Annotated in this window: 18 protein-coding genes; 10 read left to right on the plus strand and 8 right to left on the minus strand. The window is 55.2% G+C overall.

Annotated features, from left to right (window positions below; all coding sequences use genetic code 11):
* Nucleotides 1-7: 7 nt before the first annotated feature.
* Nucleotides 8-568, plus strand: a complete 561-nt coding sequence (locus AB7M25_RS16060; RefSeq protein ID WP_454237620.1) for a magnesium transporter — start codon at nt 8-10, stop codon at nt 566-568.
* Between the two features lie 32 nt (nt 569-600).
* On the opposite strand, the gene AB7M25_RS16065 is transcribed toward AB7M25_RS16060, so the two are convergent.
* The 5 genes from AB7M25_RS16065 to AB7M25_RS16085 are packed head-to-tail and all read right to left on the minus strand — an operon-like array spanning nt 601 to nt 5,644.
* Nucleotides 601-918, minus strand: coding sequence for a cytochrome C oxidase subunit IV family protein (locus AB7M25_RS16065; RefSeq protein ID WP_007977898.1), 318 nt, complete (start codon nt 916-918; stop codon nt 601-603).
* 13 nt (nt 919-931) lie between these two features.
* Nucleotides 932-1,651: a heme-copper oxidase subunit III family protein gene (locus tag AB7M25_RS16070; protein WP_429385344.1), complete on the minus strand. Its 720-nt coding sequence runs from the start codon at nt 1,649-1,651 to the stop codon at nt 932-934.
* A 6-nt stretch (nt 1,652-1,657) separates the two neighbouring features.
* Nucleotides 1,658-2,350 carry a cytochrome c oxidase subunit 3 gene (locus tag AB7M25_RS16075; protein ID WP_429561621.1) on the minus strand — a complete coding sequence of 231 codons (693 nt, stop codon included), beginning with the start codon at nt 2,348-2,350 and terminating at the stop codon, nt 1,658-1,660.
* Nucleotides 2,347-4,122 carry a cytochrome c oxidase subunit I gene (gene ctaD, locus AB7M25_RS16080; protein ID WP_429518125.1) on the minus strand — a complete coding sequence of 592 codons (1,776 nt, stop codon included), beginning with the start codon at nt 4,120-4,122 and terminating at the stop codon, nt 2,347-2,349. Before ctaD ends, AB7M25_RS16075 begins: the two co-directional genes overlap by 4 nt.
* Nucleotides 4,123-4,171: 49 nt before the next feature.
* A complete protein-coding gene (locus tag AB7M25_RS16085) occupies nt 4,172-5,644 on the minus strand; it encodes a c-type cytochrome (RefSeq protein WP_454237621.1) in 1,473 nt (490 codons plus the stop codon).
* 308 nt (nt 5,645-5,952) lie between these two features.
* Here AB7M25_RS16085 and AB7M25_RS16090 point away from each other — a divergent pair, with 308 nt between their 5' ends.
* Complete coding sequence (locus tag AB7M25_RS16090; RefSeq protein WP_429518121.1) at nt 5,953-6,291, plus strand: hypothetical protein; 339 nt, start codon at nt 5,953-5,955, stop codon at nt 6,289-6,291.
* Between the two features lie 108 nt (nt 6,292-6,399).
* Here the strand turns inward: AB7M25_RS16090 and AB7M25_RS16095 are convergent, their stop codons facing one another.
* Together AB7M25_RS16095 and AB7M25_RS16100 are read right to left on the minus strand one after the other, a co-directional pair.
* Nucleotides 6,400-6,792, minus strand: coding sequence for a GFA family protein (locus AB7M25_RS16095; protein ID WP_429385354.1), 393 nt, complete (start codon nt 6,790-6,792; stop codon nt 6,400-6,402).
* A 34-nt stretch (nt 6,793-6,826) separates the two neighbouring features.
* Nucleotides 6,827-7,648 carry a transporter gene (locus AB7M25_RS16100; RefSeq protein ID WP_429385356.1) on the minus strand — a complete coding sequence of 274 codons (822 nt, stop codon included), beginning with the start codon at nt 7,646-7,648 and terminating at the stop codon, nt 6,827-6,829.
* A 225-nt stretch (nt 7,649-7,873) separates the two neighbouring features.
* On the opposite strand from AB7M25_RS16100, the gene AB7M25_RS16105 reads away from it, so the two are divergent.
* Complete coding sequence (locus tag AB7M25_RS16105; RefSeq protein ID WP_454237622.1) at nt 7,874-8,554, plus strand: DUF3313 domain-containing protein; 681 nt, start codon at nt 7,874-7,876, stop codon at nt 8,552-8,554.
* A 103-nt stretch (nt 8,555-8,657) separates the two neighbouring features.
* Nucleotides 8,658-9,119, plus strand: coding sequence for a hypothetical protein (locus tag AB7M25_RS16110; RefSeq protein WP_429518117.1), 462 nt, complete (start codon nt 8,658-8,660; stop codon nt 9,117-9,119).
* On the opposite strand, the gene AB7M25_RS16115 is transcribed toward AB7M25_RS16110, so the two are convergent.
* Nucleotides 9,101-9,286, minus strand: coding sequence for a hypothetical protein (locus AB7M25_RS16115; RefSeq protein WP_454237623.1), 186 nt, complete (start codon nt 9,284-9,286; stop codon nt 9,101-9,103). The two genes, AB7M25_RS16110 and AB7M25_RS16115, sit on opposite strands and share 19 nt — an antisense overlap.
* Before the next feature lie 711 nt (nt 9,287-9,997).
* Here AB7M25_RS16115 and AB7M25_RS16120 point away from each other — a divergent pair.
* From AB7M25_RS16120 to AB7M25_RS16145, 6 genes are all read left to right on the plus strand, one after another.
* Nucleotides 9,998-10,819 (plus strand): winged helix-turn-helix domain-containing protein, encoded by an 822-nt coding sequence (locus AB7M25_RS16120; RefSeq protein WP_429385361.1) that lies wholly within the window; start codon nt 9,998-10,000, stop codon nt 10,817-10,819.
* Nucleotides 10,816-11,298, plus strand: coding sequence for a hypothetical protein (locus AB7M25_RS16125; RefSeq protein WP_429385362.1), 483 nt, complete (start codon nt 10,816-10,818; stop codon nt 11,296-11,298). The genes AB7M25_RS16120 and AB7M25_RS16125 overlap by 4 nt, the downstream gene beginning before the upstream one ends.
* A 180-nt stretch (nt 11,299-11,478) precedes the next feature.
* Entirely contained in the window at nt 11,479-11,769 is a 291-nt protein-coding gene (locus AB7M25_RS16130; protein WP_429385481.1) for a hypothetical protein, read from the plus strand.
* A gap of 178 nt (nt 11,770-11,947) precedes the next feature.
* Nucleotides 11,948-12,280, plus strand: a complete 333-nt coding sequence (locus tag AB7M25_RS16135) for a hypothetical protein (protein WP_454237624.1) — start codon at nt 11,948-11,950, stop codon at nt 12,278-12,280.
* A gap of 105 nt (nt 12,281-12,385) precedes the next feature.
* A complete protein-coding gene (locus AB7M25_RS16140; RefSeq protein ID WP_429385366.1) occupies nt 12,386-13,408 on the plus strand; it encodes an AraC family transcriptional regulator in 1,023 nt (340 codons plus the stop codon).
* A 234-nt stretch (nt 13,409-13,642) separates the two neighbouring features.
* Nucleotides 13,643-15,238 (plus strand): EAL domain-containing protein, encoded by a 1,596-nt coding sequence (locus AB7M25_RS16145; RefSeq protein ID WP_429385368.1) that lies wholly within the window; start codon nt 13,643-13,645, stop codon nt 15,236-15,238.
* Nucleotides 15,239-15,300 lie beyond the last annotated feature (62 nt).

Raw genomic sequence — 15,300 nt, forward strand, 5'->3', positions numbered from 1 at the left:
GTGTGGCATGAATCGGCACTATTACATCAGTGACAATCTCAACGATCTTGAAACCGTTGAATATGAACTGGAAGCCAGCGGCATCAACTCTGAACAGATTCATGTGCTCAGTGAAAAAGTTGCCGATGTCGAACAACATCACCTCCACGAGGTTAACTCGTTATTGGAACAGGATGCTGTTCACTCAGGCGAGATTGGCGCGGTGATCGGTTTGCCCCTGGCGGCACTGGTTCTGGGTGGCGCCTATTGGATGGGCTGGACCGAATCCGCCGCAGGCTGGATGCCGTTTATCTTTCTTTCCATTGTCATTTTGGGCTTTTGCATCTGGGAAGGCGGTTTTTTCGGGTTCCAGGTGCCAAACACTCACTTCCGCAATTTCAAACAGCTGGTAAACGAGGGCAAACATATCTTCTTCGTCGATGTTGAGCCGAACCAGGAGTCGGTACTGGATCAGGTCATCAGGCAACATCCACAGCTGGAGATAGCCGGCACTGGCGCGGCAGCTCCCCATTGGACAGTGGCCTGGCAACACAAATGGCATCAGTTCAAGCGAGTGATATCGGGTTAGCGCCTGGCGACCCGAGGCCATCCGCAAACGGCTTACTGGCCAAAGAAAATGACCCGGCTGAGGAAAATATAGTCAGCCTCGGTGGCCATCAGTCCGACCAGTACCAGCAAACATAACGGTGGCACCAATATGGCGTAGACCATAGCCAACCGCTCCCAGGCCATATGCATGAAGATGGAGACAATTAAACCTGCCTTCAACAACATGAAAGTGATTATCAGGGACCACCGAAGGTAGCCATGGAAGTGGAAATAGTCGACCAGGTACGACAGCGTGCTGAGGACGAATAACAGTCCCCAGATTTTAAGGTACAAACTGATTGGATGTTGCTGACCCTGAGCATGTGCCATCACCCGTGCTCCTCTACCATAAATAGAAGAAAGCAAAAATAAACACCCACACCAAATCCACGAAGTGCCAGTAAAGCCCGGCTATTTCGACGTTCTGATAGTTTCCGGAACGTTCATAATCTCCGCGCAAAACTTTCAGCGCCACAATGCTGAGGTAGATGGCGCCGATTGACACATGCAGTCCGTGAAAACCGGTAATCATGAAGAAGCTGGCACCAAATTGCGCCGCCCCCATGGGGTTCCCCCACGGACGCACGCCTTCTGCGATGAGCTTGCTCCATTCAAATGCCTGCATGCCGACGAAAGTCACACCCAAGGCAGCGGTCGCCAGCATCAGGGCAGTCGTTTTCGTACGATCACGGCGATAGGCGAAATTAACGGCCATGGCCATGGTGCCGCTGCTACTGATCAGCACAAAGGTCATGATGGCGATCAGAATAAGCGGGATCTCCCTTCCTCCGATCGTCAAGGCAAACACTTCACTCGGGTTCGGCCAGGCCGTCGTGATGGTCATGCGTACTGACATGTAGCCGGTTAAAAAACAGGTGAATATAAACGTATCGCTGAGCAGGAATATCCACATCATCGCCTTGCCCCAGGGCACCTGCTTGAAGGCCTCTTTGTCCGAGGACCAGTCACTGGCGATGCCTTGCCATCCCGGCGCAGTTGGCGAACCTGGTGGATTGGATGAACGGGTCTCGGCTTGGGCTTGGACTTGCGGGTGCGATGCCATGGTTTTTCACCTCAGGCCGCAGAATCTGGCGATGGCTTCATAGGTTTGCGGCGTGCTGGCCAGCAGAGCGAACAGCACGAACCAGAGTCCCAGCAAGTAATGCCAATAGATGGCACAGAGGTCTACGCTGGCGCTCAGTTGCGCCAATGGCACATGGCGCAGGAATTTAGCGACGATCCAGCACCAGGCGATCAGCCCGCCCAGCAGGTGGAGCCCATGCAGCCCGGTCAACAGGTAGAAAAAACTGTTGGCCGGATTGCTGGCGACAAAGTAACCCCAGGCGACAAACTGCTGCCAGACCCAGAGTTGCCCCGCCAGAAAGGCAATTGCAAAGACGCCCCCCAGTGCAAAACCCATCACGGTTGCGACCGGCCGAGCCTGTCGGGCGGCCATGCGCGACCATTGCAGTGCGATGCAACTCAATAGCAGAAAAGCCGAATTCAGCCATAGCGGCCGCAGATTGCTTAACGGCGCCAAAGGCTCTGTCAGGGGTAGCCAGTCGGCCATTTGTGAACGGGCAACAAAGGCGATCAGGAACAGGAAGAACAACGAGCTGACCACCACCAGAAACAAGCGCAAGCCCACTCTTGCGATTTGACGTCTATTGGCACCCTCGGCGTCGTGAACGCCCTCAGGGTCGCGATTCCAACTGCCGCCGGGGTCAGCGCCGTCGGCGTTTCTCAATAGCAGCCTGTTCATGTCTTGACGTCCGCTATTTTGGTTCCGGCACTGAGTTGGCGCATGTGCTCCAACTCCTCGGCGGAGACCGTTTGCGGCACGAAATCCTGCTCTATCCCCGGCACGCTGTAGTCATAGGCCCAGCGATGCACGACCGGCAATTTCTCTCCCCAGTTACCATGTATCGGCGGGGTGTTCGGCGTTTGCCATTCCAGGCTGGCCCCGCCCCAGGGATTACTGCCGGCGGGCTTGCCCTTGAATGCACTCCAGGCCATGTTGAACACGAACAGTAATTGAGAAACCCCGACAGTCAATGCGACCACCGTAATGAAGGCATTCAGCTCTTGCGCCGACTGCGGGATGAACGCGTAGTTTTCATAGGCGTAGTAGCGACGTGGCATGCCCTGGAAACCCAGGTAGTGCATGGGGAAGAAGATGGCGTAGGTGCCCAGAAAGGTAATCCAGAAATGCAGTTTGCCCAGGGTGTCGTTGTACATGCGCCCGGTGACTTTCGGATACCAGTGATAGATACCGCCGAACACCACCAGTACCGGTGCGACCCCCATGACCATATGAAAATGGGCGACGACGAAATAGGTGTCCGAAAGCGGAATATCCACGATCACATTGCCGAGAAACAACCCGGTCAGGCCGCCGACCAGGAAGGTGACGATAAAGGCCAGGGCAAACAGCATCGGCACGGTCAGATGGATGTCGCCGCGCCACAGGGTCAGTACCCAGTTATAGACTTTCAGCGCGGTCGGCACCGCAATGATCAAGGTGCTGACGGCGAAAAAAAAGCCAAAGTACGGGTTCATTCCGCTGACATACATATGGTGCGCCCAGACCACAAAACTCAGCACGCCGATCGCAATAATGGCCCACACCATCATTCGGTAACCGAAGATGTTTTTACGCGCATGGGTGCTGATCAGGTCGGAGACCAGGCCAAATGCAGGGAGGGCAACGATGTAGACTTCCGGGTGGCCGAAAAACCAGAACAAGTGCTGGAACAATATCGGGCTGCCACCCTGGTGATCGAGCTGCTGCCCGAGCGAGACCATCGCCGGCATGAAGAAGCTGGTGCCCAACAGCTTGTCAAACAGCATCATCACCGCGCTGACGAACAACGCCGGGAAGGCCAGCAAGGCCATGATCGAGGCCATGAAGATGCCCCACACCGAGAGCGGCATGCGAAACAAAGTCATGCCGTGCGTGCGCGCCTGCAACACCGTGGTGACGTAGTTCAACCCGCCCATGGTGGCGGCGACGATAAAAATCGCCAGTGAGACGAGCATCAGGACAATGCCCCACTCGACGCCCGGTGTCCCCTGGGCGATGGACTGCGGCGGATAGAGCGTCCAGCCGGCACCCGTGGGGCCGCCCGGGACGAAAAAACTGCTGAGCAACACCACTACCGCCAGCAGGTAAAACCAGTAACTGAGCATGTTGACATAGGGGAAGACCATGTCACGGGCGCCCACCATCAGCGGGATCAGATAGTTACCGAAGCCCCCCAGAAACAAGGCCGTCAGCAAGTAGATGACCATGATCATGCCGTGCATGGTCATCGCCTGATAGTAAGTATTGGCATCCATGAACGCCAAACTGCCGGGGAAGCCGATTTGCATGCGCATCAAGTCGGACAACACCACCGCGACAAGCCCCACGAACAGAGCCGTCAAGGAATATTGAATGGCTATGACCTTGTGGTCCTGACTCCAGATGTATTTGGTCAGGAAGCTTTTAGGCTCGTGCAGTGCTTCTGTTTCGGCTTGTTCCGCATAGGCCATCACGTCATCCTCGTTCCGAAGTTTCAGTGTGTTTCTGGCTGCTTTACGGCTACTTCCCTGGCTCCGCCTTGGTCGCATCAGCGTCAGCATTCGCTTTGGATTTGATAAAAGCGATCAGTGCATTCAGTTCCTTGTCACTCGGCGCCAGGGTCGGCATGACGGCTGGATAGCCCTTGACGATTTTGGCATTGGGATGAAGAACCGACTCTTTCAAATAGCCCTCATCGACCTTTACGCTCGTATCGTCGGCAAGGGTTTCCGTCTTGCCATACAGGCCCTGCCAGCTGGCGCCGACACCCTTGTTGCCATCGACACTGTGGCAGGCCAGACAGCCAAGCGACCCGGCCAGTCGCTGCCCCTGCGCCACCAGGTCTTCACCCGGGCTCGGCGCTTCGCCTGTCGAAGGTTGATCGTCTTGCCGGGCAGCACCCAGTGACTTGATCAGGGCGATGACGGCACCCAGTTCGTCGTCTTTGAGAGTATAGGCCACCATGACCGGTGGGTAGCCCTTTACCAGATGGGCCTTCGGATCGAGAATCGACTCTTTCAGGTAGGCCTCGTCGACCAGCACGCCGGTGCCATCGGCAAGCTGTTCAGTGCGGCCGTACAGCCCCTTCCATCCCGGGCCGAGACTGGCACTGCCATCCTGGCTATGGCAGGCCTTGCAGCCTAGCTGTTCGACCAACTGGCGGCCTTTTTCCAGCACGCTGTCTCCACCGGGTTTGGCAGCTGTGGTCAATGTCTGCGCAAAAGTCGGTTGGCCTTTCAGCCATTGATCGAAGACGGCTTGCTCTTCCACGATCATATGGCCGCGCATGTTGTAATGACCTACGCCACAAAATTCAGCGCAAAGGACTTCGTATTTTCCGGTTTTAGTCGGCGTAAACCAGAAGTACGACACCATCCCTGGCACCATATCCATCTTGCTGCGTATTTGCGGTACATAGAAATCGTGCAGGACATCTTTGGAGCGTAATAAAACTTTCACCGGCCGATCGAGCGGAAGGCGAACTTCATTATTCATGACGAGTACATCGTCCTGCCCGGCAGGATCCTTGGGATCAAGGCCGAGGGGATTGGTGGAGTCGACAAACTTGATATCCGACTTGCCCAGTTTTGCGTCTTGCCCGGCAAAACGATAGGCCCACTGCCACTGCTGGCCGACCACTTCAAGTTCGTAGGCATTTTTCGGCACCCGGATGAAATCGTTGTAGACAACCAGACCTGGCGCCAACATCCCGGCGATACCGGCCGAGGTAACGATGATCAGCCATGTTTCCAGTTTTTTGTTTTCCGGCTGGTAGGCCGCCCTGGCACCCACCTTGTGACGATAACGAATCACCGCTACCGCCATGAATCCCGTGATAGCAATGAAAAATATTCCGCTGATGATCAGGGTGATGAACAGGGTGGTGTCTATGGATCCCCAATTGGAAGCGGCCGGTGTCGCATGCCAGGGCGCCAGTATGTGGAATAGCACGGATGCAATAACGATGAGTATCAAGACAATTGCTATTGCCATTTGCTCTTCATCCTATTCCTGTTGTTCATTGGTTATGCAATAAGCATCGCCACTGACGTCCAAGCAGGGCCGACAAATACCACCCGTCCGGGCGTTAAAGTCAGTAAGAAGTATAGAGCGATCGGCTTGTAACGTGAGGCCGGCAAGTGAGTTCCGGTTGCCAGCTATACTTGAGTGCTGATGACGGATGGCAGAGTTCGGCACCGCAAAGTTCGAACCCTGCCCTTGTCGAGTCGTCAAACAAAAGTGGTGACATTGAGCAGGGACGACAGCCACACAGTCCAGCAATCCACATGGGAGGTTTCGTCATGAGTGCCCTGACGATCGAAGGCTGGTGCAAAACCAGCGGCGACCAAAAGTCCACCCCGATGGGGGAAGTCCATTTCTACGTCGACGGACCTCTCCATCTCCGTCTGGAACAGGCCGAAGAGCGCCTGCAGAAGACCCACGAGCGTGAAGCCATGGTCGATGTCGATATGGACTCGATGGATTTGAAAATGCCCGAGGGATACGCGCCCTTGTCCGACTGTCAGATGCGCGTCTATCTGCAGCACGAACGCGGTCAGTTTCATCTGGTCGGGCATCGGGCGAGCGATGGCAGCCTGGTTTATACCAACGCGGTGCTGATCGATCAGCTGATTGATTAGCGGCGAGAGATACGCTGCATCAATCTTTCTGTGCGGTGCTGAAAACTCACTGATCGTTGAACCGGACACCCGGAGCCTCAAGACCTGGCGTACCGCAATACGTGCCCGCTAGTCCTCGAAACGCCCCGTGGCATCCCGATCGCGCTCGTAGCGTCGTGTGAGCGCAAACGCCGGCAGCCAGGCCTCGCGACGCACGACCCAGCTCTCATAGGTTGGCGTCAGTTGGTCCGGGGCATCCAGGGATCCGAGGTTCACTTCGACTTCGTCAGCACTGCGCGCGAACACGGACGAACCGCAGTGCGGACAGAAATGCCGCCCGGCGTAGTCACGTGTTTCGCCTTCGATCGTCACGGCATCCTGATGAAATATCGCGGACGCGTGAAACAGCGCCCCATGATGCTTGCGGCAGTCGAGACAGTGACAAACGCCAACCCGGAACGGGCGCCCCGACGCGACAAGGCGCACCTTGCCGCACAAACAACCGCCGGTGAATCGGTCCATGGGGTGTCTCCTCCAGGCCGTCCGAAACGGCGTATCAGCGTGGAAACAGGAACGTCACGGCGGCGCGAAAGCCCCAGCCTTGCGGGCCGTCTTGCGGGCTGTCGAGCCAGTAGCGCGGGCCGGCCTGCACTGTCAGCGGTTGACCGCCGAGCTTCAACAATTGGGTGACCGTGAGGTTGACCGGTACCGACCATTCCCGCGATTGCCAATTATAGGTTGACTCGGTGTTGACCCCGTAGGTCGTGAGCGTATGGGTGGTGTACGAGAGAAAGGGTTGCAGGAAGGTCTGGTTGACCTTTTCCTTGTCGTCCGGCGGGCTGTCGTCCAGGCCCCAGATATGGTTGGCCAGAATGCCGCGGGTCCAGCCATTGGATTGTTTCAACGCCACCCCCGTCGGGCCCAGGCCCCATTGCTCGCTGCCGAGCAACTCATCACTGCCGGTCGGTATCAGCAACGCCGGGCCGGCACCGAGTATCCAGCCACTTGCCGTCGGCTTGGTCGGCGAGAAGAAAAAACTTTGGGTGATATCGCCTGTGCCGGATTTGTCCGCCGCGCCATTGGGGGCCAGGCCGTGCTGGTCGATGATCGGCAGAATGGTGCGAGAGATGAGATTCCAGTCCTCGTTCAGGGCAAACGGCAGCACCGGCTGGATATTGGTCACGCTGTGCATCCCCTCCCCGGACGGCCCCATTTTCTGGTCCCAGTTGTACTGCACCGGCAGGCTGTACATCGCGGCGACCGGGTTGAGGGCTTTTTTCGCCAACTCTGCCGAATCCTCAGCCTGAGCCATCGGGATGAAGCCCAACGCAACGACGAGTGTCGACGCGCTACCCATCCACCCATCTTTCAAATCCATCTCACTCACCTGTCGTTGTCAAAAACCGGCGTTGCAAAGGGTTAGCGTAGGCAACTGTGATCGATGTGCAACCCGGCCCTGCCCCTCGCTGGCCGGGTGTTTAACGGTTTTTGAGAGTTTTTGATTCGGATTATCCCGCTGCTGCAGGCAGCATTCGGCCCGCATTGACCGGCGTGCAAACACCTGTACCCGAATGACAACTTTCATTACGTGAGAACCGAACACATGGGCATGTCGAATAAATGGATTGCGGGTATTGCTTTGAGCTGTGTATTTCAGGTCGGCTGTGTCTCGAAAGTGGCGCAACAGGAGCAATACTCGGGCTTCCTGGGCAATTACCAGGGCCTGGAGGAGCAAACGACACCGAGTGAACAGAAGGTCCTGCGCTGGGTATCGCCGGGGTTCGATCCTCGCGCCTACTCCACCGTAGTGTTCAGGCGGATGGAGCTGTATCCGGCGCCGAAGCCGACCGCACGCGTCAGCCTGAAGACCCTGCAAGACCTGCAATTGATGGCCAGCAACAGCGTCAAGCAAGCCTTTTCCCGCCGCTATGCGATCGTCCCTTATCCGCAACTGGCACCGACCGATTCGCGCTCGCTGATCCTGCAAGCGGCGATCACTCACGTCAGCGCCAACAACGAAGGCATGCACTGGTATGAGGCCGTTCCGATCGGCGCCATTGTCGGGGCGACACAAGCAGCCACCGGGCATCGCGATCAGACTGCCGAGATGTACATCGAAGCCAACCTGATCGATGCCAAGACCGGTTTGCCGGTCGCGAAGATGGTTCGCAAGGTGTTTGGCGCGACACTCGACAATGCCCAACAGCCGGTGCTTGCCAGTGACTTCAAGGTCGCGCTCAAAAGCATGACAGACGATATGCAGGCCCTGCTCCTCAAGCACTGATGCCCGGATAAACCCCATCGCACGCAGACTGGCATGGGGTTTCAACCGCGCTTGTTCCCTGACAAACCGTCAGCCGTGCCGACGCCTGACGTGAGACCCCATCATGAAAATACTGGCCCATACCCTGGCGGTGCTGATGCTGTTGCAGAGCACCAGCGCCCTGGCAGTGACGGTGATCCCTCTCAAAGGACAGACTTCCCAGGCCATCGCACAGGACACCAGTGCCTGCCAATCCCAGGCCAACGCACAACATCCGGTACAAAGCACCGTGCCATCCGGTGGTCGGGCAAAGGGCGCCGCTACCGCCGCCGTAGCCGGGGCGACCGCGGCTGAAGTTCGAGGCCGCCAACATGAAAACGTCTATGACCAGATCGACGACGACACCCGGCAAGACTATCGCCAGAACCACGCGCGCAGTGCCGCGGCGGCCGGCGCCGTGGTGGGCGCTTCCAGGCAACGCCAGGCGCGCCGGCAGAATAATGCGGCGAGCGAGCAAAGCGTCACCGCCAACAATTCCGTCTATAGCAGTTGCCTGCAGCAGCGTGGCTACGATGTCTTGCCTTGATCGGCGGCGTTTATCCAGTGCACACGCGTCATCGTTAACGACCATCGCTGGCAAGCCAGCTCCCACAGGGGCCATGCCCACGCTGAAACTGTAGGAGCCAGCTTGCTGGCGATGGACTCCAGTGCGCCGCGTTCATCCAGTTCACCCGCGTTATCGTTAACGACCATCGCTGGCAGGCCAGCTCCTACAGAGGACCGCGTTCATCCGGTTCACACGCGTTATCGTTGACGACCATCGCTGGAAAGCCAGCTCCTGCAATTTCCCGAACCAAAAAAACCCCGCGTCCTCCATGAAGGGCGCGGGGCAAAAGCCGTCGAACGAGAGGTGAGGATCGTTTGCGCCGCGTCAGGCAAAGCCTGAACGCGATGCGTGTCAACGCTCCTCGAGATCCATTAAAAGCGCTAACGAGCCTGGTTCAAAGCTAATTGGGATCAAAAATAATCTGCCGTTGACTGGGTGCACAAACAACAATCATTGACTCGTATTGTGAAAGCACTCGACCCGTTCAGGAGCAACCGATGCCTTGTCCGGACAGCGCAGGCAATCCGCCCAAGCCCTGGCTACATGCAAACTCACCCGCCCGAGCTTGCAGTTTTCGGATAGCGCAGAACATCCATTCAAAGCATCATTCGCGCTGTCAAAATCAAAAACCATGGGGCATCCAACAATGCTTTTCCTTTGTTTGGTTCAACTGATACCGCTGACAGGCAGGGCTGTTTACCGCACCCCGCGCTCCTGAACCGAGCCGGTCCCGCATCGTAAAGGCACCACAGCGCGCCTTGCGCCTGGTCCTCATCCATTTCATCTCCCAGTCCCGAATGTACCGAGCCAAATCCGGCCCCTATACTCAGGCCAGCACGCCTGATCGGAAGATTTCTATGAGCTACACCTTCAAGTTGAAAAATGGCGCCGTGGCGATATTCGACCCGGACAGCGCCATGCTCACCCTTACAACACCCCATGGAGATGTACAGAATTCCACGCTAGGCAGGGCCGAGTCGCGTCTATTGGACCTGCTGCTCATGGAGCCAGGTGTCACTAAAAGCCGCGATGAAATCATCGACTACACCTGGAATGACCGCGTAGTTGCTTCCGGCAGTTTGAATCAAACCGTTTTCTCACTACGAAACATTTTGAATGACAGTCGGGATCACGAGATCCTGATGACTGTTCCTCGCCGGGGATATTGCTTCAACCGGCACTTTGTAGTCGATGCAGCAGCCGACTTGCCGGCCCCCTCAGAAGAAGCTGTGCAACCACCCGCAGCCACTCCTGGACAACGACCACCGCCAGATGGCGATGAGTCGCTGGCACCCTCGAGTAAAACCGAAAAGTCCACCCGCATTACCAAGGCCCAACTAATCGCTTATATCGTTACCCTGGCAGTCGTTGCCTTGACGGTCTTTCAGTTCGACTTCGAAGCGCCAAAAATTGAAATTTCCAGCGTCGACAGGAATGGACTGATCATCCACGCCGTAGGCAATGATCTTGCCGAGGCACAAGCGTTGATGGAGCTGTCGGCCAAACAATCAGAACAGCTTCCACCTAACCTGAAGGGTCAAGTCTGGATCAACCTGTATAAAACCAACTATTCCGTTTCGTGCATTCGCCCGGATCTAAGCACTGCAAATCTACAATTAAACAGCAGCGAAAGAGACCTCGCCATGATGATTCGTCAATGCTTGGAAGTCACCTTATGAAGTTTGAAATTCCGCAAGCGGTTCACTGGCCGATTATAGCCTTGATCAATGCACTCTGTATTTTCTCCTTTTTTTATTCTCCTTCGCACTACATGGAAAATACCAGCTATCAAACAAAGGCCCGGCAATGGCTGGAAGATCTCAATCAGCTCAACACCGAAGAGTATCTCACTATCGGGCATGGCCGACTCACCGGGACCACGCTGGAAAGCCTGAATGGGAAAATCCGCAATGCAACCCTATCGGCAAATATAATCAGAGAAAGCAAAACCCAGGTACAGATCAAAATCAGTAACGTCAAACTCAGCCAGGACAATGAACTCTTTGCCATTGAAAAGACCCCTGACCTGTTCTTCAGACGCCAATATGTCTTGCAGGAAGGCGCCATCCTGAACTACGAATTGATTCCGACGCAGAACAAAAACACCGTGTGTTTTTACATACATGATCTTGGCCGTTTGCGCTGCATGAACCATTAAGTGATTCAGCACCCGCCTGGCACAGGCTCATATCAAAGATGACTCCTGATAAAAATAACGGTTATTGACTTGAATCAGATGGCGTCCCGGAAAAAAATCCCCCGCCAATAATCTCTGGAATCGAGCCTGCTTGATTCTCGTCCGGGACAACGCCCTACACAGGGGAATCAAGTGAAAACAATGCATTTCCTGCGAAGCAATAAATCGACAACCTTCGGATGCCTGGCGGTTTTATTTCTGTCTGCCCTGCCATTTTGTTCGTTAGCGAACGACGAGCACGCCGTCGAAAGCACGACCATCGAATATTATGAAATTCAAACAAACCCGGATGACACTCAGAAACTATCGCATCTGAAAATCCATAGTGAGAATGAGTATCATACGGACGAGCAGGACAGTGATTCAGCCCTCCCTCCTTCTCCACAAAGTGATGCGGGAATGAGTTACGCCACCTCGCTCATATTACTTTGAACAGCGCGGTATTTGCCGTCGCAAGCGGCGATTGGCCTCTTCTGACGACCTGGCAAATATGAGTTATTGACTTTGGAAGGCGCAGTCGGGGTGAGATTATTTGCAGACCACGTCGTGGCAGAGATGCAGCTCTCACTAGGTTCTGCCTGAATAAACTGTAAATAAGGAAATCGCCTCGATGCTACTGAAAAACTTCGTCACCGTGTCGTTTGGTTTATTGCTTTCCCTCAAGGCCATGGCCGACGACAAAGGCATCTACAGTGCAAAACTGACGAGTGTCGAAACCAACAAGAAGGCTCCGGATTCCGTGAAAACTGGCTATCAGGTAAAAACGGGTTACCGCATTGACGACTTTTATTCCTTTACAGCGGCAGCCATTGACCCGATGAAACCCCAATCGAAAATCTTCAGTCCGATGGTTGACCCGCGCAACGTACAGCAGCTGGACGCCTCACCATCGCACAGCAATTACGCATTTTCAGCGGAACTGGAAATAATCCGGGGGCTCTGACAACCCTTCCGACGCGGCTGTACCTTCATCCGGCATGTGACCGTCATCGCCGCACGGACAGTCATTGCCTGACCCTAATCATTTAACAGGTGAGCTTTCAATTTCATGAGTATCGCACCTCCCGATGAAATCTTTCATTTGTCTTCTGCCTCGCCCAGCCAACTGAACAGAACAATAGGCAATTGGGAAATGAGCCTTATCCCGACCGAGCACGAGGCGCGCATCCGGCAACATAGGCTCTTTCACAGCCCTGAACTGCAGTGCAGTCGCCTCGAGTTCGACTCATCCGTCACCCTGGTCAGTTCTGTCCCCGCCGGATTCGTCACATTCGCCATCTCGCAGGCCCCGATTGGCCGCCCCGTCGTGAACAATCACAAACTACGGCCTGACGAAATCATCGTACTGCACAGCGACGAATCGGTGCATTACACCTGCGAACCGAATGAAACACTGTTCACCATCACCACAACACTGGAGCACTATGACCGGTGCCGCCAACTTCACCCTGTCAAAGACATACTGGCGAACAGAACAAAACACAGCTACCAGGTTGATAACTTTCAATTCATACAGTCTGCCATTCAAGCCATCAGCGCTTGCTGTGTCGACATCAATGACGCTGCCTCGCCACAGTATGCTGAAGCAGAGCGCTCAACGATTGAAACTGCGGTACTGGCGTCTGTATTGCAATCATTGACCCCCGCTGGCGGCTTCAGCCGGAAAGTCCCGACCAGACGAAAGGTGGCGATAGAAGCCATCGAGTACATTCATGACAATGTCAAGAAAACACTCACCATAAAGTCACTGGTAAGGCAACTTGAGACGACCACCCGCACCCTGCATTTTGGCTTTATCGAAACATTCGGGATGTCACCAATCGCCTATATCAGAAACCTGAGACTCGCCAGTGCCCGCCGCGACCTGATCAATAAAACATGGCCCACCGTGACGGAAACCGCGATGTTCTGGAACTTTCATCATCTGGGCCGATTCTCCAAGGCCTATCAGACTGCTTACGGAGAGACACCGTCAGAAACGGCCAGACGCAATTCAGCCAGGCCCAGAAACATCACCTCATCCCTTTACAATCAGGTCGTTGGCACGTTTCCACCAAGCCCCGGAAAATGAGGATTAATAATTTCCGTTGATGGACCATGGATGCCGACAATTGCTTGTTTTCCCACTCAAGGAGATAAGCATGCTTCATCGAATAAACACGCTGCCACTCAAGCAGAAAATCATACTGTGCATGACCGCCTATGTCAGCGGCATCTTATTGGCCTGGGTCATTGACTGGTACTGAAGAGGTTTAACTCGCGACTGCAAGGTGCACAGTGAAATAATGATACCTCGGGGTTTTCGATGATTGCCGTATATAAAGCGTTATCTGGAAGGCACGCAATCACTGTATGTCTGATTGCTGCAGCAGGCTGGGCCGCATGGTTCTGTGCCGCAGGTCTGGCGGAGTCAGTCATTGCACGGAAGTTGAATAACGTTTATGCCGATCTGCGTGCGGCTCAAGTGGAGCCCAATGCACAGATCGACAAGGTACTGGAAGCCCTCGGCGATCTTGATCGCTCAGGCCAGGAATGCTCTGTCGAGCAATACTCACAACTGGCCGACCTGGTTAAGGACCTGCGATTTGTTGACCAAGCGGCAATCCAGTTGCCCAATGGCAAGATCTGTTCCTCCTATGGACAAGAAGTCCCGTCGATACCGGCCGGTAATGAGAAGCGCAAGTTCTCCGTTGGAAAGCGAACCTATTGGGTCGATTCCGGCCACGCCGTTTCTGCGGACACCGATTTTATCATCGTGTCAGAACAGTCGACCTACGTCTGGGCAAACAAGAAGATTCTGTTCGACAACTTGAAGTTTCCCGATGACCTGCAACTGGACCTCATCGGCCCCGGCGGCGCAGTCCCCATTGCCTCTACTGGCCTCAAGCCCCTGCAGATGCTGAAGCCGTTCCACCTTGAAGAATTGGTCACCTCGGCAGATAAAGCCCTCATTGCCTTTGCGGGCAACCGAAATGAATTGATCTCGGTCATTTCGCTTCCGTCGAGTTACCTGACAGCTCTCAAATTCAAATTATTCATTGGCCTTGTGTGCGTGTTCGCAGCGCTGGTGTTGCTCGCAAGGTGTATCCAACGGCATTACACCTCTACTGCCGTACGACTTCGCAAGGCCCTGAAAGCCAACATACTGGGCGTTCACTATCAGCCAATCGTCAACTTGACGACGGGCTATCTGGTTGGCGCCGAATCACTGTCTCACTGGAGCGACAACGGCACCCCCGTGCCTGCGGACGTTTTCATTGCGCAGGCGGAGAAGTCTGACCTGATCCGCAAACTGACGCGTTCGGTGATTCGACAAGTAGCGGAGGATTACAGCACTTACCTTTGGGCGTGCAAGGATTTCTACATTACGGTCAATCTGTCCGCCCAGGATATTCAGGACCCGGACTTTCCAGATTATGTGGCCAGCGTGCTGGCAACCTACAACATGCCTGTGTCAGCCATGGCCTTTGAAATCACCGAAAGAACCATGCTCGACCAGAAGCCTGCCGCCATGCAATTGCGACGGCTTCGTGCGTGCGGTCATCGCATCGCCGTGGACGACTTCGGTATCGGCTATTCCAACCTCTCGCTCCTCGATTCAGTGCCTTTCGACATTCTGAAAATAGATCGCTCGTTCATCGCCGGTGACAAGATCGCGGCCGAGGATGCCCTGTGGCGACACATTGCCCAGTTGGCCAGGTCGCTAAGGCTCAAGGTCGTGGCCGAAGGTGTCGAGACTCCGGAGCAACTGCCGCATCTGGTTTCGGAGGGCGTTCTGTTGGCACAAGGCTGGTTGTTCTGCAAAGCGCTGCCTGTCCAGGCGCTGGCAAGGCGCTACTTTCAATGCCCGGCCAACAACCTGCCTCACGACCCGAAAATATCAATCAATGATTTCTATTAACCCCCCATGGCCCCTCAAATGCTCGCCGAACCCTAACACCTGACAAACCTGTACAAGGACTC

The sequence above is a fragment of the Pseudomonas sp. AP3_22 TE3818 genome, from assembly GCF_053628995.1.